We start from the raw sequence: 21741 nt of genomic DNA, 5'->3' as shown, positions 1-21741 counted from the left end.
CTCTAAGGCTTTACTGAAGGGTTCTATGAGCTCATGCTCGGAGCAACCGAATTACACAGCTCTCGCCGGCTTTTACTCAAAGCCTGAAATCCGACTCCCCAATAGGCAGTATACCTTTCAAATCGAAAATCAGCCCGGACTCAATCGTGTATTCCCGCAGCTGAGTACCCGTCAGAGCCCTGTATTCCGAATGCGGCACAGCCAGCATCACGGCGTTATAGTGGCCAGCCTCCGGATGATCAATCAATGTAATGCCGTATTCGTCCAGAGTTTCTTGTTTGTCGGCCCAGCAGTCGCTTACATCGACTTGGCAACCGAATTCCCGAAGTTCCCGAATCACGTCGATCACTTTGGTGTTCCGCAGGTCCGGGCAGTTCTCTTTGAAGGTGAGGCCCAGCACGAGAATTCGGGAGTTTGCTATGGTGTGGCCTTTTTTGATCATGGCTTTGATAAGTTCAGTTGCCGCATAGGGTGCCATGTTGTCGTTCACGCGCCGCCCGGCCAATATGATTTCGGGGTGGTAGCCAATGGCCTGGGCTTTGTGAGTGAGGTAGTAAGGGTCTACGCCTATGCAGTGCCCGCCAACCAGGCCTGGCGTAAAGGGTAGGAAATTCCATTTTGTCCCGGCTGCCGCAAGCACTTCGTGGGTGTCTATTTTTAAGCGGGCGAAGATCATGGAAAGCTCGTTCATTAGGGCTATGTTCAGGTCTCGCTGGGTGTTTTCGATGACCTTCGCTGCTTCCGCGACCTTAATGGAGCTAGTTTTGTGCGTTCCCGCTTTCACAATGCTTGCATAGAGCTCGTCTACTTCGTCTGCGATCGCAGGGGTAGAGCCTGCAGTTATTTTAACGATGTCGGCGAGGCGATGTTTTTTGTCGCCGGGGTTGATGCGTTCGGGGCTGTAACCGGCGAAAAAGTGTTTGTTAAACACTAGGCCAGAAACTTGTTCAAGCCGTGGTACGCATACTTCTTCTGTAGTACCGGGGAATACCGTTGATTCAAAGATAACCAGGTCACCCGATTTCAAAACGCTTCCTACGCTTTCGCAAGCCGTGATAAGCGGGGTAAAGTCAGGCGCTTTGTACTGGTCTATCGGTGTGGGCACGGTCACTATGTAAATTTGACAGTCTGCTATTGCTTTCTCGGTGTTGGTAAACGTCAGCAGTGGGGCAGAATCGAGTTCAGATTTAGTAGCCTCCCGTGTTCGGTCGAACCCTCTTTTGAGCTCTTCCACGCGGGTGCTGTTGATATCGAAGCCTACCACCGGTCGGCTCGCACCAAAGGCGGCGGCCAGTGGCAGCCCAACGTACCCCAGCCCCACAATCGCAATTTTCTTCATACAGTCCCCAGGCCCGTTTTGGCGTGTTTTCGCACCACGGTATCCTGCTTGGCTGGCTGGCGTGCCGCAAGCGTATTTTTATGAATTAATTTAACGGTGCTCAGGCCATCAATCATTTATAGATCTGATCATAGACAGGCACTGGAGGAAACACCCCCAAGCTTTCCAAATCGCCCCCACCCATCTAAACTCAAGCCTCGTCGTTACTCGCACCCCAACCGTCAGGCTGCAGCGCCCTAATCTATGACAATAAACACAAGCAACATCACCTTAACGGGTCTGGCACGGCGCTTTGTAAGCGACGGCTTGCTGGATGAATCCACGGCCAAAGACGCCTTTTTTCAGGCTTCTCAGAACCGTATTCCGCTGATTACCTACCTAACTCAGCACAAGTTGGCAAACAGCTCGGCGTTGGCGTTTTCGGCGGCCATGGAGTTTGGTATTTCAGTGCTGGACCTGGATGCGTTTTTGCCGGAGATGATGCCCGACAAGCTGGTGGACGAAAAACTGCTGCGCAAGCACAACGCCCTGCCCCTGTATAAGCGTGGCAATCGGCTGTTTATTGCAGTAAGTGACCCCACCAACGTTCAGGCTCTGGACGAAATCAAGTTCAATACCGGCTTAAGCACCGATGCAATTCTGGTGGACGATTCCAAGCTGCGCGCGGCTATCGAAAAGTATTTGGCGTCTAGTGAAAGCTCCATGGGCGACCTGGCCGATACAGACCTTGAAGGTATCGAAACAGAAGGCGCGGATGGAAACGAAGACGACGGTGCAGTGGTTGTTGCCGAAGTAGACGATGCACCCATCGTAAAGTATGTGAACAAAATGCTGCTAGATGCGATTCGCGGGGGTTCTTCAGACGTTCACTTTGAACCTTACGAGAAAACCTACCGCGTACGCTTTCGCACTGACGGCATTCTAAAAGAAATGTCGCGACCCTCTATAAAGCTGGCACCGAAAATATCCGCGCGAATAAAGATCATGGCGCAGCTGGACATTTCCGAGCGACGTTTGCCGCAAGACGGCCGCATAAAAATGAGGCTGTCCAAAACCAAGTCCATCGACTTTCGGGTGAACACCCTGCCCACGTTGTGGGGCGAGAAAATCGTGCTGCGTATTCTGGACCCCAGCCAGGCAAAGTTGGGCATTGACGCCCTAGGGTATGAAGAAGACCAGAAGAAGCTGTATATGGACGCCCTGGCGCAACCCCAAGGCATGATTCTGGTCACGGGGCCCACCGGTTCCGGTAAAACCGTATCTCTGTATACCGGTTTGAACATTCTGAACACCGACGAGCGCAATATTTCCACCGCGGAAGACCCGGCGGAAATTAACCTGGAAGGCGTGAATCAGGTCAACGTGAACAACAAAGTGGGGCTTGGCTTCGCCGAAGCGCTACGGGCGTTTTTGCGGCAAGACCCTGACGTTATCATGGTGGGCGAGATTCGAGACCTGGAAACCGCCAACATTGCCATTAAAGCGGCACAAACCGGTCACCTTGTGTTATCCACGCTGCACACCAACAGCGCGGCCGAAACCTTAACCCGCATGATGAACATGGGCGTGCCGGCGTTTAACATTGCCACGTCTGTTAGCCTGATTATTGCACAGCGCCTGGGCCGGCGACTTTGCAGCTGTAAGCAGGCCGGAGACATCCCAAAAGACGTTCTTTTAGCCGAAGGGTTCTCAACTGAACAAATTGAAACAGGGATCACGTTGTACCATCCGAAGGGCTGTGATAAATGCACTAATGGGTATAAAGGCCGTGTCGGCATTTACGAGGTGGTGAAAGTAACCGAGCAGCTGGCCAGTATGATTATGGAAGAGGCCAGTTCTATCAAGATTGCAAAAGCAGCTCAGGCTGAAGGCTTCCGAACCCTGCGCCAGTCCGCCCTGTTAAAAGTGATTGAGGGTGTGACCAGCCTTGAAGAAGCCAACCGCGTGACCAAGGATTAAGCATGGCTCAGAAAGCGAAGAAACTGGAATCTTACGTTTGGGAAGGCAAAGATCGCCGAGGCAACAAAGCCAAGGGTGAAATGCCTGGCGTTAGCTTGGCTTTGGCCAAGGCCCAGTTGCGCAAGCAGGGCATAGTTCCAGACAAGGTGAAAAAGAAATCCAAACCCTTGTTCGGCGGCAGCAAAAAAATTACGCCTTTTGACATTGCCATGCTCACCCGACAACTGGCCACCATGATGAAAGCCGGTGTGCCCCTGGTGCAAAGCTTTGATATCGTGGCCGATGGCCTGGAAAACAGAGGCCTACAGGAACTGGTGATGTCGGTTCGGAACGACATTGCCTCTGGTAACAGTTTCGCCGGATCGTTGCGTAAACACCCCCGTCAATTTGACGACCTGTACTGCAACTTGGTGGATTCCGGCGAAAAAGCCGGTGCGCTCGAGAAGATGCTCGACCGTATTGCCACCTACATGGAAAAAACAGAAATTCTGAAGAAAAAAGTCAAAAAAGCGATGACCTATCCTATCGCCGTTGTAGTGGTCGCTATTATTGTCACCGCAATTCTGCTCGTGAAAGTAGTGCCACAATTTGAAGCACTATTTAACGGGTTCGGTGCAGAGCTTCCGGTTTTTACTCAGATGGTGGTGCGCCTGTCGGAATGGATGCAGACTTGGTGGTTCGTGGTGATGCTGGGAATTATCGGTGCCATTGTTTTATTCAAAGAGTCGAAACGGCGGTCACAGAAATTCTCGGACATTGTTGATAAGTACATTTTAAAAGTACCCATTATGGGTGAAATCTTGGACAAATCTGCGGTTGCCAAGTTTGGCCGGGTGTTGTCAACAACCTTTGCAGCCGGCGTTCCCCTTGTAGACGCCCTTGAATCCGTAGCCGGTGCTACCGGCAATGCGGTATATCGCGATGCCGTTATGCGTATCCGCAATGACGTGTCCAGCGGCACCCAACTGCAAGCCTCTATGCGGGCGCAGAACGTGTTTCCGGTGATGGCGGTTCAGCTAACAGCCATTGGCGAGGAATCTGGTAACCTGGACGAAATGCTGGAAAAAGTGGCCGAGCACTACGAAGCAGTAGTGGATGACATGGTCGACAACCTGACTGCGCTGATGGAGCCGATGATTATGGTTGTACTGGGCATTCTGGTGGGCGGCCTGATTATCGCCATGTATCTACCGATCTTCCAAATGGGCCAGGTTGTTTAATTCATGATGAGTTTTAGCATCTTTTTGGACACACCCTGGCTGCTGTACAGCACGGTTGCTTTTCTATCTTTGTGCATTGGCAGTTTTCTGAACGTGGTTGTTTTTCGCCTGCCGGCAATGATGCAGCAGGAGTGGCGCTGCCAATGTGAAGAGCTGCTGGAAGTGCCAGAGGCCAAGCGGGAACCGGCGACGGTGCTAAGCCTGTCAAAGCCAGCCTCTACCTGCCCCCACTGCGGCCACGGCATTCGCGCCTGGCAGAATGTACCGGTTATCAGCTACTTGCTGTTGAAAGGCAAGTGCGCCCGTTGCAGCAAACCGATTTCAGCGCGCTACCCAATTATCGAGTTAGCGACAGCGGTGTTCTCGGTACTTACCGTGTACCTGCTGGGGCCAACGCCTGCGGCGCTTTGGGCGTTATTGCTGGTGTGGGCGCTGGTGGCGCTGACGATGATTGATTTTGATACTCAACTGTTGCCAGACTCCATTACTCTGCCCCTGCTTTGGTTAGGGCTGATTGTGAATTACTTTGGCCAACTGGTGCCTTTTAATGAGGCATTCTGGGGCGCCGTAGTCGGTTACCTGGCACTCTGGTCGGTTTACTGGCTGTTCAAGCTGGTTACCGGCAAGGAAGGCATGGGCTACGGCGATTTCAAGCTGCTGGCAGCGTTAGGCGCGTGGCTGGGTTGGACGTTATTGCCAGCGGTTATTCTGTTATCCTCTGTTGTAGGCGCAGCCGTTGGTATAGCCTTGATGGTGTTCAAACAGCAGGGCCGAGAGGTGCCCATTCCATTTGGGCCTTATTTGGCCACGGCTGGCTTGATGTGTTTGTGGTTTGGTGATGAAATTGTGGGTGTGTGGTTCGGTTTTATTGGTGTATAGGCTTGGTTTATAAATTTGGTTATATGAACTTGGCTAAATAAGGAGTATGCGCGCGTATGGCACCCAAAATTGTGGGGCTGACCGGTGGTATTGGATCAGGAAAATCAGTGATTGCCAGCCTCTTTGGCGCCCTTGGCGTGCATTGGGTAGACGCAGACGATGTCGCCCGCCAGGTGGTAGAACCCGGCACCCGAGCGCTGGAGCTGATTGCCGAGCACTTTGGTCACGACATTTTGATGTCTGGTGGGGCGCTGAATCGCGCAGCCTTGCGCAAGCTGGTGTTTGACGACGCCGAAGAGCGCAGGTGGCTGGAAGAATTGATACACCCCATTATTCACACCGAACTGGAACGCCAGCTAAAGCCCGACGATTACGACTTGCCCTACGTACTGCTGGTGTCGCCGCTGTTATTTGAAACGATTCAGCACACCATTACCGAGCGGGTGATTGTTATAGACAGCCCAGAGAGCGTGCAAATACAGCGCACCATGGCTCGGGACAACAACCCCAGAGACCAGGTTGAACGCATTATTGCCGCACAGATTCCGCGCCAGCAGCGGCTTGATAAGGCCGACCTGATTATTGATAACGGCGGCACCAAAGACAACGTGCGCCAACAAGTGCGAGACGCCCACAATGCGCTGCTGGTGGAATTTGGCCATTAACCGGCGTCAGATATTTGGCGCCGGTTTCTTTACTATTGCTGCAGTGCTTACAGCGCCCTCAGCCTATGCACTGGAACCTTCAATACAGTTCTACCAGCGATCTATTCCACAGCACCTTGCCCCGCAGTCGTTACCCAGCAACTTTTACGACTTCGCGCCAGAGGAATATTGGGCCGAACCGGAAGACTCCTATTGGATGACCTTCAGTAACTGGGTGCTGTTGCAGGAGCGCACTCAAGGTGAGCGTGTGGAACATCTGGGGCAATGGGCAGACCGAACCCTGTCTGGCGAAAGTCACAGCCTGCCGCTGAACGAAAGTTATTTACGGCTAAGCTTTGCCACCGAAACCCGTGCCGGTGCAGTATTGGATTTTGAACCAGAGGCGCGCTTCCGGGTGGATATACCCACTGCCCGCAAAAAGCTGAGACTGGTGATTGAAAGCGAAAGCGAAGAGCTGATTCCGCTGGCAGAGCGGCAGCGCGACCGGCAGCTTACGGAACCGGAACGCTCTTCAACCGGTACCACGGGCGCTCTCCGGTTTTTGGGAAAAGTGGGTGACTCGATTAATTTCTCCAATGATTTTGGCGCGCGCCTACACTTGCCCCCCGATGCATTCTGGCGTGCCACCGTGCGCAAGAATTGGCGGCCATCAGGAGACTGGGGCTTGCTGGCTCAACAGCGTTTTTATTATTACCATCAAAACGGTTGGGGTTCGCGCAGCTGGTTCGAGGCGCGGCACGATTTAGGTAAGGGCTGGGAGTTTAAAAACTCGTCTGAGCTTGAGTGGGTACACAGCGACAGGGAATTTGTGGCGGCCCAGGTGTTTAGCGTTAGCAAGCGATTAAATAACCGTGCCGTGCTTACGCCCCGGGTTGGCGTGCTAGGTGAAAGCCAGCCCGGCTGGCGCACCACCGAAGTCTTTGCCGACGTGACTTGGCGCTACCGTATGTACGGCGACTGGCTGTTCGGAGAGATTATTCCCGCGCTGCAGTTTGCGCGGGATAATTCGTTTAAAGACGACAGCTCACTGATTTTGCGATTGGAAATGTATTTTTCTGGCAACATTGTTCGGCGCAACTAGCACTTATGCCTCGCCATAACGCGAAAGATGCCACTGAAGCACTGACTCTGACTCCGATTGCCATCACTCGCTCCTGCTTTGCTGACAAGTTTGGCGTGCCGCGGCAGCCGGGCTTAACCCGCCATGCCCACGCGGACTTATTGATTCAGCCGCCGTTTGACCGTGAGGATGCTTTTCGCGGTTTGGAGAGCGCCAGCCATTTATGGCTGACGTTTCAGTTTCATCAGGCGGTGCGAGCCGAGTGGCGGCCTGTGGTGCGGCCACCCCGTTTGGGAGGCAACCGCAAGATTGGGGTGTTTGCCAGCCGTTCGCCGTTTCGCCCCAACAGCCTGGGGCTTTCGGCAGTGCGTAACCGCGGGCTGGTGCGCAAGCAAGGCAAGCTGGTGTTACAAATCAGTGATCACGATTTGATCGAAGGCACGCCGATTCTGGACATCAAACCGTATCTGCCATTTGCAGACGCGATAAGCGGCGCGCACCTGAGTTGGGCCGAAGAGGCGCCGGTGGAGCGTTTGCCGGTGGTATTTTTACCCGAGGCACAGCAGCAGCTGGGCGAGCTTTGTACAGAGAATTCTTTACAGAAATATCCGGATTTTGCCGCGCTGATTGAGGATGTGGTGAGTTACGATCCGCGCCCGTCGTTTCGTCGTGGCCGTGAAGAAGAGCGAATTTACGGTGCGCATTTGTACAATGTTAATGTGCGTTTTCGATTTGTAACCGACGAAACCGGCAGCCGTGTGGAAGTGCTGACGGTTTGTTAAAATATTTTCGCTTGGTTTGTTATTTCATAAGTGCTTGGATAGATTTTTCACTTCACCAAAGATTAGAAAGGTTGCTATGAACGTTGACTGCCCCACCTGCCGTAAAACCGTGGAATGGACCGATGCCAATCCGGATCGCCCATTCTGTTCGCACCGCTGCAAGTTGATTGACCTGGGCGCCTGGGCCAATGAGGAATACGGAGTACCGGCACAGAATGTAAGCTCCGAAGACCTGGATCAACTGGACCAGTTGGAAGACGACACCCGGCACTGAGCGTACTGTTTGTAGCCGTTTTCAAACCATATGCAAAAAAAACAGTGTGGATTGTGCAAACCGTTCATACCCGGCGGTTACGGGCTTTTAAGTTGTGGGTTACCGTCGTGCGCTTTATCATCGCCTTAAGAGCCTTCCGCCATTGCCGGCAGCTTACACTTTCGTTCATGACCCGCTCATCACTCTTTCATCACCAAAAAGGTAGCATTATGAAAGCCTCTCGTATTTCCCTGATGGCCCTGTCACTTGCTATGGGCGCAGCACCTGCGCTGGCCAGCGACGTTGACCTGAGCTTGACCACAGATTCCGCAAAGGCACAGATGAACTTCTTTGACAGCCGCGACGACATGCAGTTGGGCGCCGGTTATACCTACCACGAAGGCAGCCGCCACATCGGCAACGTGGATTTTCACGCCCAAGGCCGCACAGCCCTTGGCAATCTGCCTACCACCGCAGGCCTTGGTATGCGCTTGATCGGTTGGGACGATGACCGGGTAGACGGCGGCGCTTTGGCGCTGGGTGGCTATGCAACCGTGAATATTCCCGATGTACCGGGCCTGTCAGTGACTGGCGGCCTGCACTATGCACCCAGTATTCTGGCGTTTGGCGACTCCGATGACATGACCAGCCTTGAAGCCCGCGTTAGTTACCGTGTGATTCGTAACGCAGAGCTGTTTGGCGGTTATCGCTACCTGAACACAGATTTGGATGGCCGCGGCGATCTGAACCTGGATGAAGGCTTAATGGCCGGAATGAAATTGTACTTCTGATCAATTTTCTGCCGAGCCTGAAGGAATCCCCGGCCCGCGTACTGCGGTCCGGGGATTTTTGTATATTGGCTGATCTGCTGCTATTTTGATCATTTAATCACAATAACCCGTAAGGTTATTGTAAAGCCCAGAGGTGATATGTCAGTCAACACAGGCGCACCTTCCCCCGCTGCCAAGAAGCGTCATGCTCTGGCGTTCATTCTATTTTTGATTGCCGGTGCTTTATTTGGAGCATTTTATAAACCGTCACCGAGCGCACTCAGCAGCCGTGACAACGCCGGCGAAGAATTTCCGTTTGCCACGCTACCGTCGCTACCCGGCTGGGCCAATGCACGCCTACCAGATTTTTCTGGCTACGCAGATACTGACGAAAAAAAAGCCGCTTTTTTTGAATTTCTGTTCCCGCGCATTGTGCTGGCCAACAGCCGCATTTTACTGGAACGTGAGTACTTGGACGCTTTGGCTGCAAAGTCCCAGCTTACAGGCAAAGAAAAACAATGGCTGAAAAACGAAGCCAAGCGCCTGCGGGTCGATCCCGCTCCGGCGGGCAAAGCCCAGATTGCCAAGCTGAAAAGACGCCTGGACGTAATACCGCCGTCGCTGATTATGGCCCAGGCGGCTAATGAGTCCGCTTGGGGAACGTCGCGCTTTGCGGTGGATGGTAACAATCTTTTCGGCCAATGGTGTTTCACCGCTGGCTGCGGCTTGGTTCCGCTTAGCCGGGTATCGGGCGCCAGCCACGAGGTGGCCAAATTCTCTTCGCCCTATCGTTCGGTACGGGCCTATATCCAGAATTTGAACCGCCACCCTGCCTATCAGCCATTGCGGGATATTCGCCTGACCGATCGCAAACAACAGGAGCCGCTGTCTGGCAGGGAGTTGGCCGCGGGGCTGGAACTTTACTCCGAGCGCGGAGAAGAGTACGTCGGCGAGATAACGGCAATGATCCGCCATAACAATCTGGCCGTGTACGATCAGGCATTTGCTGAGATTTTGAAGGATCGCACCCCGGCCCACTTGCAACAACTGGCCAGCGCCCGCAATATTGATGAGCTGATGCCGCGCTAGAAACCGCCGGTAACCAGAAGCAATGTTAACGTAAAGCAAGCCAGTTTTCGGATTAAAACTGGTTATCATCCATGGAAGGAATACATCATGAGCAACCTCATGGTCGCCTGCCGGAACATTTTGGCGAGTGGGTACTGCCCGGTGCCCACTCCGATATTGGCGGTGGCTACCCTCATAACTTCCACGAACACATTCAGGCGGCCCTGCCCCGTAGGTTTCTCGGCCAACACCCCAGAGACAGCTATGAGTACACAATGGTACTGATGGAGCGCAGGCAGATGATTGACCAAGGTTGGTTGGGGCCAAATAACCCGCGCGGCACGCTTACCATAGAAGAAGCCTACCGGCGTCGACTGAAAGAAGGCGAAGTCGAACTGCAGTTCCGACTCTGGCTGGACCGGCGCGTACAGGCTGAATACTCTCGGGTGGCTCTGCGGCAAATGTACCGGCTGGCGAAAGATGCGGGTGTACCATTGAATGCCGTGGAACCCATCACATCAACGAAGGCCAACCACTGCGACTGTCTGCTGCAGAGGAAGCCCTGCTTCGCCAACGCTACATTCACTACTCAGCCCATTACGCGATTGCAGGGCCACTTTTCCCATTCAAACCCGCACCCGGTGACGTGCGAGCTATCTATCCAAACAGGGGGCTCAAATGATGAGAAAGTTCGTGATGTTTGCGGCGGTACTCTTTTATCACCGCGCCTATGAAGGCGCTGACCCCCTGTGCGGTTCGGGGTTTCAGGTCTCGAGTACGCCCAGTTCGCGGGCCCGGACAATGGCCTGGGTTCGGGATTTCACACCCAGCTTGGCGTTTATTCGGCGGGCGTGGGTTTTGACGGTGTGCAGTGAAATGTGCAGTTTGTCTGCGACTTCCTGATTTGACAGGCCGCGGGCAATACACTCCAGCACGCCTTTTTCCCGTTCGCTGATGGGCTCGGCCAGAGGCACAATCATGCTTATCGCAGCCTTGATGCCGAACAGCTTTGCCAGGGCATCAGTAAAAACACCGGTTGAAAGCTGCTCAAACGTTTGTCGCAGCAGTGGCTCAATCTCTTGTTTCAGCTCGTTAAACGGGCTAATGAAATGCTCTTTGGCCGCCAACTCAACAATACTGACCAGGCGTTTGACGGCTTGAGCCGGGCTTTTTTCCAGGGCAAGCAGCGCGGCGTCTAGCAGGTTCATGTGCATGTCTACGCCCATGGGAATAGCATCGCGATAGCCGGCACGCAGGCCATTCAGCCGGGTTCTGGCAGCGCCATATTCCCCGCGGGCCATGGCAATGCGCACTTGCAGGCAATCCATCAGCCCCGGCATGGTGGGGAAGAGTTCCGGTGAATAGCCAGCCTGGCGATAAGGCAATATTTTGGCCATCGCCAGGGCCGCTCTGTCGGTCTCGCGCTGGGCCAGCCAGCACGATGCCTTTAATGCTTCCAATACCGGCACGTAGAGTTCACCGTCTACCTGCCATGACTGCATAGTACGTTCGGCGCGGGCAATCCAGGCAAAGGCTTCGTCAAAGTGGCTCTGGCTGCGGCAAATAAAGACCCGTAGACACATGGCCATTAATAGGCCCAAATCTCGGGTTTGTTCGGCTTGCCGTGTGCACACGGCCAACACCCGGTCTACATCCTGATATCTACCTTGATGCCATAACACCAGAGCAAGATTCAGCTGTAGCCGAATTTCCCCTACCCGCGCCGGCCGCGCCAACTCTTGCATGGCCGTGTCCAGGCTGCTGCGCAGTAGGTGTTCGGTATGGCGCAATTCGCCTTTGCTCAATTCAATGCGGGCATGGGCGTAAACCGCCAAGGCTTCCGAGCCGGTATCACCAGCCTGTCGCGCCAAGCGCGCGGCTTCGCGGCTGGCCTCGCGGGCATCGGCGAAACAGCCCAATGCACACAAAGCGCTGGAGCGCACCAGTTGGGTAACCAGCTGGCCCTGAACCGATAATTCAGAATCTTCCAGGGCAGCTTCGGCCAGCATCAGGGCTGGCTCTACCTGGCCTTGGCCGCGAGCAATAAAGGCCTGTAAGGCCTGAATCCGCCCGAGGGGAATATCGTGTTTTTCCGCCTCGCCTAAATGTTCAACCAGCTCGGTTGCCTGGCGGCATTGCCCGCCAATGGCGTGTACCCAGCCAAAAACCAACCGCAGCCGCGGATTGCCGGCCAGCACCGTTGCCGGCAAGCTACGCCGCAGGCGTAATAGCGATGCGGTGTCTTGCCCCAGCAGCAAAGCTTCGGAGCCTTCCGCTGCCATGCGCCGAATCTGCGCCACGTCTGCAGACAACAGAGCGTATTTCAAACCTTCGGAGTACTGCCGACGCTGGGCGAACCACTCACTCACCCGCAACATGCGCTGAGCGCTGCCGCTCAGTACCGGAGTTTGCAACCAATCCAGCAGCAAAGGGTTCAGCCGATACCAGCGGCCGCGGCCGGCCATCAGTTTTGCCGGCAAGCCCCGCTCTACCGCCTGGGAGGGTACTATTTGTGCGAGTGCTATCGGTGTAGGCGTTATCTGCGAGGGCAGTGTTTGTGAAGGTGCTGAGGCTAATTCAGTCGTGGTATCCGCCAGCGCAGTGAATAACTCGTCGGAAAACACGTCAAGCTCGGCCAGCGCCCGTAACGCCAACAGCTGCGCGTTTGTGTAATGGCCCAATACGGCATCCGCCAGAAATCGCTGAACACTTGCGGTGTCTTGCAGGGCTTTGCGCTCGCGGCCACTGCGCAGCTCACCGCGGTACAGACCCAGGGGGGTTGGCCAGCCTTCGGTGAGACTGTAAAGATTGTCTACCGAAACGGTGGTCAATTGCTGTTTCTGCAGTTCGCTGGCGAAAAACTCAAACACTTCGCTGCGACTGAATTCGAGTCTATCCGGGCCGAAGCTGGTAAAACGGTTTTGCAGCTCCAGGGAATGGGTACTGATGGCTAGCGGGCCGCGGGATATTCCCAGCAGGCGCAATTGCGTTGGCAGGTTATCCACCAGTTGTTGCAACAATGCCAAGGTCGCCGGGTTGCTGATTGCATCCAGATTGTCTAGCACCAGCACTTGAGGCAGAAGCTTGGCCGAGTCGGGCTGTTCTATGGCCGCCAGCAACCACTGCAAACCATCGGCAAATGCTCCGCTGTGTGCAGGTTCAGGCTGATTCAGCGCTACCGCTAGAAGCATTAAAAAACGCTCGGGGGCGTTATCTTGAGCGTTCAGGGTTAACCAGCGAATATGCGCGGGGGAGAAATCAGACGCCAACAACGCCTGCGTAGCGGCGGCCGATTTGCCATAGCCGCAAGGGCCGTGAATGTTCAGCAATCCGGCGGACACCACGTTGGCCATCAGCGCCTGATTTAACTCCGGCCGAACCAGCAAACCTTGCAGATGTTTTTCATCAAATGGCAGTTTTACCCGCTGCTGCAGGAGCTCACGTACCCGCTCGCCACGCTGAAGCGCGCTGTTAGCGGTCTGGAATTCGTCGTTTGCTGCCTTACCCTGTTCAACTTGTTTCACGCACTGCCCCGTCGATACCGGCGCTTGGCGAACAAAAGCCCTGCGCTGACCGGCAAATTCCAAAAGTGGCATTATAATCGACGGCTTAGCTACCGCGATTAAGGTACAGCGCAGATTAGCATAAAAATGGCGGGCACCAAGGCCCGCCATTTCATTTCCAGATACTTTCGATTCAAAAAAGCGCTTTCTATTCAAAGAAGCACTTTCTATTCAAAATAGTACTTTCGATTTAAAAAGTACTTTTTACAATCTACTGTCTTAAGAACTAGCGCACACCAGACCTGCGTAGCGCGGCCGGAGTGTAGTCTCGGGACTGCCGTTGAATACCAAACTCGTACGGGTTGGCTTCTTCGTTCGTCAGGCCCAACACCAGATAGCGGCCAGAAAGCACATCAGAGATGGTTTCAATGGCATACCAGGGCACATCGCGATCGTAGAACTGCAGAGCGTGGGCTTCTGACACCCGCCACAACTCACCGCGGCCGTCGTACTGATCAATCACCGCTGCCTGCCAGGAATCTTCGTCAATGTAGATGTCGCGCTTGGCATAGATGTGGCGTTCGCCTTCCTTCAAAGTAGCGCGCACATGCCATACCCGGTGCAGTTCATAACGGGCCAGGTCCTGGTTGATATGGCCAGGCCGCACGATATCGGTGTACTTGAGGTCACGATCGAGCAGCTTGTAAGAGTTGTACGGAATGTACATTTCTTTTTTGCCCACCAGCTCCCAGTTGTAGCGGTCTGGGGCGCCGTTCATCATGTCCAGGTTATCTGAGGTACGCATGCCGTCGGCCGCGGTGCCCGGGCCGTCATACGCTACCTGAGGCGCCCGGCGAACACGACGCTGGCCAGCGTTGTAAATCCACGCACGGCGGGGTTCGGCGATCTGGTCGATGGTTTCGTGCACCAGCAGCACATTACCTGCCAGCCGAGCCGGGCCCACAATGGCCTGTTTGAAGTAAAACAGCACGTTGGGATCGGGGTTCTGATTAGCGTCTTCCAGGAATGTGCGGTAAGTCAACTCTTCCTGAAACCGCACTACGCTGAAATCGCCGCTTTCTGTGGGTGTTACCTGGCCAATGTTACGCAGCACCGAGCCGCCGCGGTAACGGGTAATGTGGTTCCAGTAAACTTCCAGGCCACTTTGTGGCATCGGGAAAGGCGTGCCAGCCTGATAATTTTCCAGCCCGGAACCCCCTTCCTTCAATGCCACCGTGGTGGCATTGGCGCGGGTTTGGTCCTGCACCGCTTGCGGGTACGCCATGGTGCGGCGGGTTTGGTACACCGGTATCACGAAGTCGTCGTACTTTTCGATCATCGCCACCTGGCCCGGTGACAAATTATCGCGGTACTGGTCTACGTTGCTTCGGTCGATGGTGAATTCTGGCACATCTGACGGGAACGGGTTCACGTAGATGCCATCGTTTTTGTAGCCGGCCGGTGGGGTCGTCAAGCCACCCTCAAAGGCTGGAATAGCGCCGCCGTTGCCAGCTTGCTCTGCGCCCATCAGGGTCAGCGTATCGCCCAGCTTGGCGGCCTCGCTGCCTGACACCGCGGCAAAGGCGTTCATGCTGAACATCGATGCCGCAAGAATTCCGGTGGCCAGTAATTTCTTGTTCAATTTCATAAATATTACCTCGCTAAACGAATAAGAGCCGGATTAGAACGAGTAGGAAACGCTCGCGCTGATGAAGTCGCGGTCTCTGAATTCGTTATAAGGTTTGCCGCCGAAGTAGTTGGTGTAGCTGACATCAGCACTGATCTTGTTCTGATACACCGCCTCTAAGCCAAAGCCAACAGACTTGTTACCTTCGTTAAACGCGCCACCAGGTTGCGGGGCGTAGCCTTTCACATCGTGGCTCCAGGCCAAGCGCGGGTATAGGTTCACGCCAGAGAATGCGTTCAGGTAGTCCCATACCAGGCGGGTGCGGTAGCCCCAAGAGAAGTCAGTCGTGAAGCCTTCGTTTTCGCAGTAGGCAGTGTTGGAGTTCAACGGCGTACGCCCTATAAGGACTGCATCCGAACCGCACAGGTCTAGCTGGCCAAAGGGTGTATCCACTAAGGTGGGACCGATACCGTAAGTGCCTGAGCGCCCGAAGCGGCCTTCGTCAAACCCTGGCAGGTCGTGGACCCAGTTGGCACCGGCTTCGCCAATCAGCGACAAGCGGCTGGCGCCCATGACCTGGTCAAAGAATTTAATCAAAGTAAATTGGGCCTGGGACACGTCGTAACGGTCGTTACCAGAAGCGACAAGCCCGTCGATCGAGCCACCAACCAACCCCAGTTCCTCGCGGCGACGCTGCTCCAGCAGGCTGGTTCCAGTTTGCAGACCAGCAGTGATTAGCTCAAAGGCATTCCACTGTAGAGGCAGGTCTTTGCGGAAGCTGTACTCGGCGCCTAACGACCAGCCACCCGGTATGGTCGTGTTGATACTAATGCCAAACAGGTCAATATTTTCCGGATACTCAATAAAGTAATCAGGAAAATCAGGGAAGTTTGGTGACGACGGACTGCTACCACTTCCGCCAGGACTGCTGTTAACAACACCGCTAATATACGGCAATCGGCTGTTGTACTTGATGTAATAAAGGCCAATTTCAGAATCGTTCAGGGCTGGCACATACCAGCGCAATGCCACGCCAAACTGATCTTTAGTATCCGGTTCGCGATCCGCCAATCGGGGAATGACAACTCCGGCCCTGGCGAATTGTGCACTCTGGGCATCGCTGAGACTGCCAACCGGATTGATCGGCCCACAACCATCCGCCACAAAATCCACCGTGGAGAAGAAGGTGCCACAGTCATCAATACGAGTTTTCTCCCAGTCGGTCTGAACAAAACCTTCAATAGTGACGTTTTCGGTGATACCCGCAGAAATGTAGAACATTTCTACCGGTAGCAGAGCATCTTTCAATTCGGCACCTGGCGCACGGAAAGCGTTTACATCAATAGGGTTGATGGTGTTGATACCACCTGGAATAAAGGTGCTCTCACCCCAACTGACCACCTGATTGCCGTAGCGCGCGCTGACCGGCACGTTGCCCAGATACCAGTCCGTAAACACGTACGCGTCTAGAATTTCACCGCCGGAGGCGTTGTCTCTGCCATCCGAGCTTAGTGGCACATGCTGACGGTTTTCGTCTTTCAGTTCAAAATCGTACCAGTAGCGGCCACGTACCAGCGCACCTACGCGGGTGAGCACACTGCTGCCTATATCGTAACTGAGGAAAAGTTCGCTGTTGCCTTTGACAAGTTTGGAAACCGTATCGCCCTTGTCAAAGTTCAGGTTGCCGTTGTCGTAGTTGGTCGAAGAAGCTGTTCCGCCGTTGCCCTGCCCTACCAAACCCTTGTCACGGCTCTCGGTACGCCAAGTAGCGCCGGCTGTGAGTGTGGTATTGAACTGAGCTTCTACACCGCCCAGTTTCTCGGAATCAAAAGAATAAGCTGAGGCATAACTGGAAAAGCCGGCCGCGATGGCAATCGCCAGCGGCAGTCGTTTCCAGATACGCGGCGCGTGTTGGTTTTTTATCATTGGGAGACTACTCCATTTATTATTGTGTTCTTGCTGTGATAGAACTACCAGAATCACACTATACCAACGCCCTCTCCTGTTCTTATCAGTCAAAAGTATGATTTTCACTTTCATCCCCACTGGTTAGGCGTGGGTTTGCCTGATCTGACTATAGTCAACCCGCCAGCAGTCCGCGACATTACTGTTTTTGCAGTTCATCCCAGGGGTGAACCGGCAATACCGCTTCGCTGACTTCCGATTCCATGCTGTCGCGGAAATAGTCCATGGCTTTTTCGGCTTCGCCGAGCTCGTCAAAACGGGCAATGTGATAAATCGCCTCGCCTTCGTTCACCAGCGGCAGGTTATTCACACAAATCACAATTCCGGAACAGGGGGAAATGATGGCGGTTTCCGAGGCTCCAAAAGGATCAGCAACCATAGCCAGTTTCTGACCTTTAATAATCTTTTGTCCAAGCTTGGCCACCGGGCGCATTATGCCGTCTATATCGGCTCTTACCCACTGGGAGCTGGCCGCAATTTCGGAGCGTTTGCGCGGCGGTTTTACGCTCTTTTTAGCGGGCGTCATTTCCAGTTCCCGCATTACCCGCATCACGCCTTTAACACCGCTGGCGATGACCACTTCGTCAAAGCGCAGGGCTTCGCCGCCCTCATAGGTAATCACTGGAATATTTTGTGAATCGGCGTAGGCGCGCAGGCTGCCCTCGCGCAGGCCGGCGTCTATAATCACTGGCGCAGCGAAAGCTTCCGCCATGCGGGCGGTTTCAGGGGTTTTCAGTTCGGCGCGAATTTGTGGCAGGTTAAAGCGATGTATGGCGCCGGTGTGCAGGTCAATAATGTGGGTAACATGTTCCATAATCTGGGTGCGTAGCAGATACGCAATACGCCCGCCCAGAGACCCGCTTTCGCTGCCGGGAAAACAGCGGTTTAAGTCACGGCGATCTGGCAGGTAGCGGGTGCGCTGCACAAAGCCGAAGATGTTAACAATGGGCACGGCTACTAAGGTACCGCGCAATGTGCGCAGCGCAGTGTTGGTGAGTACCCGGCGCACAATTTCCACGCCGTTGATTTCATCGCCGTGAATGGCGCCACACACCATCAGCACCGGGCCGTCACGGCGGCCGTGGACGATTTCCACCGGAATGTGCAGCGGAGTGTGGGTGTACAGTTTGGCCACCTGAACTTCTATGGTTTTACGGGTGCCCGGTTGAACCTGAATGCCGGCGATTTCAAAGGGAGCTCGTGCCATCGGTTATCCTCTGCCTCGGGTTTTTGTGCGGCTGGGGGCCTGATTTTTTTCAATCCAACTCATGATCAAACCGGCGACGTTTTTGCCTGTGGCATTTTCAATGCCCTCAAGCCCTGGCGAGGAGTTTACTTCCATCACCAGCGGCCCGCGGGACGAACGCAGAAGATCTACACCGGCCACGTTCAGGCCCATGGCCTTGGCCGCGGTAATGGCGGTGCGGCGTTCTTCCGGCGTAATACGAATCAGCGAGGCGGTGCCGCCGCGGTGTAAATTGGAACGGAATTCGCCGTCAGCACCCTGGCGCTTCATGGCGGCGATGACTTTGTCGCCTATTACAAAGCATCGAATGTCGGCGCCGCCGGCTTCCTTGATGAATTCCTGCACCAGTATGTCGGCTTTCAGGCCCATAAACGCTTCAATAACGCTTTCCGCAGCGGTGCGTGTTTCCGCCAGCACTACGCCAATGCCCTGGGTGCCTTGTAGCAGCTTGATAACCACCGGGGCGCCGCCCACCATTTTCAACAGATCAGGAACGCTATCGGGCTTGTTGGCGAAACCTGTGACTGGCATGCCAACGCCTTTGCGGGCTAACAACTGCAGCGAGCGTAGTTTGTCGCGGGAGCGGGTAATGGCGACTGATTCGTTAACCGGAAACGTGCCCATCATTTCAAACTGACGCAATACCGCGGTGCCGTAAAAGGTGACTGACGCACCGATACGCGGAATAACCACGTCAAAATCTTCCAGCACTTGTTGGTGATAATGAATCGCCGGATTTGCCGAGGTGATATTCATGGAGCAGTGCAGGCAGTCAATTACCCGCACCTCGTGGCCACGGTTGACTCCTTCCTCCACCAGCCGGCGGGTGGAATACAATTTGCGGTTACGGGATAGCACGGCAATTTTCATGATTCGTTCCTCAATGCCGGTTGCCCGGCCAGATAAGATGCTTCCGGGAAAACGGTGGCCCGGCCCGCCATGGCGGTACGGCCAATCAACATACGAAAACGCATGGAGTCCCGATTGGTCAGTGTCATTTCTATGGGCCAGCTTTGGTCGCCCACCACTAGGGTGGCTTCAACCACCAGCCGCAATTCTTTGTGGCCGCCGGAGTCGGACACGTTGCGTTCATCCAGCACCCGCGCGTCGCACTCAATCACCTCTTGCAGGTCATTCTGTGTTGGGTGCACCCAGAACTTCACCCGGCGCTCGCCGTTTTCAGTGTAGGGCTCGGTGCGGAAGGTATGCAGGCACGATGTACGCGCACCGGTGTCTACCTTGGCTTTAATCAGGCTAATGCCCAAATCGGGGAGAGCCACCCACTCGCGCCAACCCAGGCGCACTGCTGTAGATTGTTCGGCTGTTTTGGAGCCTTTAGCTGGTGTTAAGCCTTCAGATGTTGTGGAGCCTTTATTTGTTGTTATGTCTTCAGCTGTCTTTGTGGACATCTGGCTGTTCCTTGTCTGGCAAATTTTGCGGCGCCATCAGCTGCACACGGAAAGGTTCTGAGTGGCTACCGGCGTAAATGCTGGTATGGGGAAACGGGATTTCAATTTTTTCCCGGTCGAGCATTTTTTTAACCGCAATCATCATACTGCTGCGACTGGCCGCCAGTTTTTCTCTAGGTACCCAGAATGAAAACTGAACGTCTACCGACGACTGGCCAAACCCGGTCACCAACACAAATGGGTTGGGCTCTTTCAGGCAGGTTGGGTGTTTTTCCGCCAGCGCCAACAGCAGTTTTTCTACCCGTTCTACGTCTTCAGCGTAAGCAATGCCGACCGTCAGGTCGAGCCGGCGAATGGGAAAGCGGAAACGGTTAACCACCTTGGTTTTGATCAGGGTTTCATTGGGAATGCGTACATACAGGTTGTCTGGCGTGCGCAGCTTTACACTCAGCATATCAATACTGACCACCTCGCCAATGGTGGCGTCGGCCTCAATTACGTCGCCAATTTCAAACGGCTTTTCCACCAGCAAAAACAAACCGCTGATCATGTTGGAGGCCGATGTTTGCGAGGCAAAACCGATGGCTACGGTTAAAATACCGGCCGCCCCCAGCACCACATCCAGCGAAAAGCCCGCCTCACGCAGGGCGGCCACCGCGAAAATCACCACAATCACATAAAACACCAGGCGCTTTAGCATCACCGTGTGATGGCGCGAGGCACGTTTGGCCATAAAGCGCCCGACACTGCGGGCGGCAAACGTAGCCAATAGCAGGCCTAAACCAAACAGGAACAGCGAACTGAACCATTGGCCCCAGGCAATGCCATCAATCACGCTAGCAGCCATGTGTTTTAGTTGTTCTAACACGGTACGTTTTCTCCTGGTCTGAACTAACTAAATAAAATGCCACTCAAATGGAAGGCTAACCAAATAGAAGGTCAATTAGATAAAAGATCATGCCAAATAGAAGGTCAGCAAAATAAAAGGTCAACCAAATATCCGGTCCAGAGTGCGCACAAAACGCCCGCGGCTGACTTGCTCCCGGGCCGGGCCCAGAGGCTCGCAGGGGCCGGCAGCCGGCGGGGGCGATGGGTCTACCCGCATACTGGCGGCTGTCACGTCGGTGTCTACTTCCACATTCACCCCGGGCGTCCAAAGCTGGCCAAGATGATTGCGGTGAATCGATAGAAGCTGGGTAGGCAGGTTGAAGCGCTCTACTAACAAAGGCTGCGGTCGCCGGTTATGGATGTTAACGGGGGTAACAGCGCGCCAGGGGCGTTTGGGCACCGCGTCTAACGCCAGGCGGGCGTAGCTTTGGGCGGAATAACACAGCTCGCCTTCCATGGTGTTGCTACCGACCCATGTCAACGACGGCTCCGACAGCGGTATGCTTGCCACCAACACCTGTTTGGGGCCAATGCACACGTTCATCCACAGGGCGGTGCCAACATAGATAACGCACTGCCCATCGGCGGCTATGGTGAGTGGTTGGTAAGGCCGAATAACCGTTGGGCGGTCCGCCATGGCGGGAACATAGGTCACCATTTCAGCATCGCCGTTACGGATGAAACGCTGCACCGGAATGTCTGACGATGGCAGTGAATGGCCGGTCACCAGTTTCCAGTCTTTAGGCACCTGCTGCTGTTCCTCCTGCTGGGAACGTATTTGCCATTCCATGTCCAGCAAGGTCACCCAGATTTGCGAGTGGCCCAGGCTGTGGTGCTGCGTTTCGCCGGATTTCAGGGTGTACGGGCTGGCCCACAAGCCGTCATCGTTGCTGGATTTCCAGCGCTGGTCAGCGGCTAGAGATTGCTGTGGAGAGTGCTTTAGAGAGCGCTCTGCGGGCTGTTTCATACGCCGGTTATCTTCCTGTTTTGTTAGTCGCCATGTTGCACTCACTATAATCCAATACCACAATAGCAGCGAATAGATAAGCGCGTGATTTTACTGGCTGTGCGGCGTGTAATTACCCGTATGGTTCGCTCTGCTTAACCC

19 protein-coding genes are annotated in these 21741 nt (G+C 54.5%); 10 read left to right on the top strand and 9 right to left on the bottom strand.

The window, feature by feature from the left end:
* Positions 1-76: 76 nt before the first annotated feature.
* The gene (tviB, locus tag MIH19_RS04890) at positions 77-1339 is read right to left on the bottom strand and encodes a Vi polysaccharide biosynthesis UDP-N-acetylglucosamine C-6 dehydrogenase TviB (protein WP_249007807.1); all 1263 of its coding nucleotides are present in this window, start codon (positions 1337-1339) and stop codon (positions 77-79) included.
* A gap of 243 nt (positions 1340-1582) precedes the next feature.
* Between tviB and pilB the strand changes: the two genes are divergently transcribed.
* From pilB to MIH19_RS04840, 10 genes are all read left to right on the top strand, one after another.
* Complete coding sequence (pilB, locus tag MIH19_RS04885; RefSeq protein ID WP_249007806.1) at positions 1583-3298, top strand: type IV-A pilus assembly ATPase PilB; 1716 nt, start codon at positions 1583-1585, stop codon at positions 3296-3298.
* 2 nt (positions 3299-3300) lie between these two features.
* Positions 3301-4518 (top strand): type II secretion system F family protein, encoded by a 1218-nt coding sequence (locus MIH19_RS04880; protein WP_249007805.1) that lies wholly within the window; start codon positions 3301-3303, stop codon positions 4516-4518.
* Between the two features lie 3 nt (positions 4519-4521).
* Positions 4522-5397, top strand: coding sequence for an A24 family peptidase (locus MIH19_RS04875; RefSeq protein WP_249007804.1), 876 nt, complete (start codon positions 4522-4524; stop codon positions 5395-5397).
* A 56-nt stretch (positions 5398-5453) separates the two neighbouring features.
* Positions 5454-6062, top strand: a complete 609-nt coding sequence (coaE, locus tag MIH19_RS04870; protein WP_249007803.1) for a dephospho-CoA kinase — start codon at positions 5454-5456, stop codon at positions 6060-6062.
* Entirely contained in the window at positions 6034-7143 is a 1110-nt protein-coding gene (locus tag MIH19_RS04865) for a hypothetical protein (RefSeq protein ID WP_249007802.1), read from the top strand. Before coaE ends, MIH19_RS04865 begins: the two co-directional genes overlap by 29 nt.
* A gap of 5 nt (positions 7144-7148) precedes the next feature.
* Complete coding sequence (gene tsaA / locus MIH19_RS04860) at positions 7149-7904, top strand: tRNA (N6-threonylcarbamoyladenosine(37)-N6)-methyltransferase TrmO (protein WP_249007801.1); 756 nt, start codon at positions 7149-7151, stop codon at positions 7902-7904.
* Positions 7905-7980: 76 nt separating this feature from the next.
* A complete protein-coding gene (gene yacG / locus MIH19_RS04855) occupies positions 7981-8178 on the top strand; it encodes a DNA gyrase inhibitor YacG (protein WP_249007800.1) in 198 nt (65 codons plus the stop codon).
* 209 nt (positions 8179-8387) lie between these two features.
* Entirely contained in the window at positions 8388-8948 is a 561-nt protein-coding gene (locus MIH19_RS04850) for a YfaZ family outer membrane protein (RefSeq protein ID WP_249007799.1), read from the top strand.
* Positions 8949-9086: 138 nt separating this feature from the next.
* On the top strand, positions 9087-10016 hold the full coding sequence (locus MIH19_RS04845; RefSeq protein WP_249007798.1) for a glucosaminidase domain-containing protein: 930 nt from the start codon (positions 9087-9089) through the stop codon (positions 10014-10016).
* 71 nt (positions 10017-10087) lie between these two features.
* Positions 10088-10729 carry a hypothetical protein gene (locus MIH19_RS04840; RefSeq protein WP_249007797.1) on the top strand — a complete coding sequence of 214 codons (642 nt, stop codon included), beginning with the start codon at positions 10088-10090 and terminating at the stop codon, positions 10727-10729.
* A 30-nt stretch (positions 10730-10759) separates the two neighbouring features.
* Here MIH19_RS04840 and MIH19_RS04835 read toward each other — a convergent pair whose 3' ends face one another.
* The 8 genes from MIH19_RS04835 to MIH19_RS04800 all read right to left on the bottom strand — a co-directional run bounded on the left by MIH19_RS04835 (position 10760) and on the right by MIH19_RS04800 (position 21600).
* Positions 10760-13591, bottom strand: coding sequence for a LuxR C-terminal-related transcriptional regulator (locus MIH19_RS04835; protein ID WP_249007796.1), 2832 nt, complete (start codon positions 13589-13591; stop codon positions 10760-10762).
* Between the two features lie 193 nt (positions 13592-13784).
* Positions 13785-15146: a DUF1329 domain-containing protein gene (locus MIH19_RS04830; RefSeq protein ID WP_249007795.1), complete on the bottom strand. Its 1362-nt coding sequence runs from the start codon at positions 15144-15146 to the stop codon at positions 13785-13787.
* A 33-nt stretch (positions 15147-15179) separates the two neighbouring features.
* Positions 15180-17051 carry a DUF1302 domain-containing protein gene (locus MIH19_RS04825; protein ID WP_249007794.1) on the bottom strand — a complete coding sequence of 624 codons (1872 nt, stop codon included), beginning with the start codon at positions 17049-17051 and terminating at the stop codon, positions 15180-15182.
* A 178-nt stretch (positions 17052-17229) separates the two neighbouring features.
* A complete protein-coding gene (locus MIH19_RS04820) occupies positions 17230-18297 on the bottom strand; it encodes a succinylglutamate desuccinylase/aspartoacylase family protein (RefSeq protein WP_249007793.1) in 1068 nt (355 codons plus the stop codon).
* Between the two features lie 3 nt (positions 18298-18300).
* Complete coding sequence (rimK, locus tag MIH19_RS04815; protein ID WP_007348862.1) at positions 18301-19206, bottom strand: 30S ribosomal protein S6--L-glutamate ligase; 906 nt, start codon at positions 19204-19206, stop codon at positions 18301-18303.
* The gene (locus MIH19_RS04810) at positions 19203-19745 is read right to left on the bottom strand and encodes an ATP-dependent zinc protease (RefSeq protein WP_249007792.1); all 543 of its coding nucleotides are present in this window, start codon (positions 19743-19745) and stop codon (positions 19203-19205) included. Before MIH19_RS04810 ends, rimK begins: the two co-directional genes overlap by 4 nt.
* Positions 19726-20613, bottom strand: a complete 888-nt coding sequence (locus tag MIH19_RS04805) for a mechanosensitive ion channel family protein (protein WP_249007791.1) — start codon at positions 20611-20613, stop codon at positions 19726-19728. Before MIH19_RS04805 ends, MIH19_RS04810 begins: the two co-directional genes overlap by 20 nt.
* Before the next feature lie 120 nt (positions 20614-20733).
* Complete coding sequence (locus MIH19_RS04800; protein ID WP_249007790.1) at positions 20734-21600, bottom strand: hypothetical protein; 867 nt, start codon at positions 21598-21600, stop codon at positions 20734-20736.
* Positions 21601-21741: the final 141 nt, after the last annotated feature.

This window comes from Marinobacter sp. M1C, assembly GCF_023314135.1.
Taxonomy (GTDB): domain Bacteria; phylum Pseudomonadota; class Gammaproteobacteria; order Pseudomonadales; family Oleiphilaceae; genus Marinobacter.
Note: the sequence above shows the minus strand (reverse complement) of the source record. Positions and strands in the feature narration are given on the sequence as shown.

Excerpts from the sequence above, each read along its gene's own strand:
- MIH19_RS04875 (WP_249007804.1), top strand. The coding sequence starts at position 4,522 with ATGATGAGTTTTAGCATCTTTTTGGACACACCCTGGCTGCTGTACAGC.
- tsaA (WP_249007801.1), top strand. The coding sequence starts at position 7,149 with ATGCCTCGCCATAACGCGAAAGATGCCACTGAAGCACTGACTCTGACT.
- MIH19_RS04825 (WP_249007794.1), bottom strand. The coding sequence starts at position 17,051 with ATGATAAAAAACCAACACGCGCCGCGTATCTGGAAACGACTGCCGCTG.
- MIH19_RS04850 (WP_249007799.1), top strand. The coding sequence starts at position 8,388 with ATGAAAGCCTCTCGTATTTCCCTGATGGCCCTGTCACTTGCTATGGGC.
- MIH19_RS04800 (WP_249007790.1), bottom strand. The coding sequence starts at position 21,600 with ATGAAACAGCCCGCAGAGCGCTCTCTAAAGCACTCTCCACAGCAATCT.
- rimK (WP_007348862.1), bottom strand. The coding sequence starts at position 19,206 with ATGAAAATTGCCGTGCTATCCCGTAACCGCAAATTGTATTCCACCCGC.
- pilB (WP_249007806.1), top strand. The coding sequence starts at position 1,583 with ATGACAATAAACACAAGCAACATCACCTTAACGGGTCTGGCACGGCGC.
- MIH19_RS04830 (WP_249007795.1), bottom strand. The coding sequence starts at position 15,146 with ATGAAATTGAACAAGAAATTACTGGCCACCGGAATTCTTGCGGCATCG.
- MIH19_RS04845 (WP_249007798.1), top strand. The coding sequence starts at position 9,087 with ATGTCAGTCAACACAGGCGCACCTTCCCCCGCTGCCAAGAAGCGTCAT.
- yacG (WP_249007800.1), top strand. The coding sequence starts at position 7,981 with ATGAACGTTGACTGCCCCACCTGCCGTAAAACCGTGGAATGGACCGAT.
- MIH19_RS04840 (WP_249007797.1), top strand. The coding sequence starts at position 10,088 with ATGGAAGGAATACATCATGAGCAACCTCATGGTCGCCTGCCGGAACAT.
- MIH19_RS04820 (WP_249007793.1), bottom strand. The coding sequence starts at position 18,297 with ATGGCACGAGCTCCCTTTGAAATCGCCGGCATTCAGGTTCAACCGGGC.
- MIH19_RS04865 (WP_249007802.1), top strand. The coding sequence starts at position 6,034 with ATGCGCTGCTGGTGGAATTTGGCCATTAACCGGCGTCAGATATTTGGC.
- tviB (WP_249007807.1), bottom strand. The coding sequence starts at position 1,339 with ATGAAGAAAATTGCGATTGTGGGGCTGGGGTACGTTGGGCTGCCACTG.
- MIH19_RS04810 (WP_249007792.1), bottom strand. The coding sequence starts at position 19,745 with ATGTCCACAAAGACAGCTGAAGACATAACAACAAATAAAGGCTCCACA.
- MIH19_RS04835 (WP_249007796.1), bottom strand. The coding sequence starts at position 13,591 with ATGCCACTTTTGGAATTTGCCGGTCAGCGCAGGGCTTTTGTTCGCCAA.
- coaE (WP_249007803.1), top strand. The coding sequence starts at position 5,454 with ATGGCACCCAAAATTGTGGGGCTGACCGGTGGTATTGGATCAGGAAAA.
- MIH19_RS04880 (WP_249007805.1), top strand. The coding sequence starts at position 3,301 with ATGGCTCAGAAAGCGAAGAAACTGGAATCTTACGTTTGGGAAGGCAAA.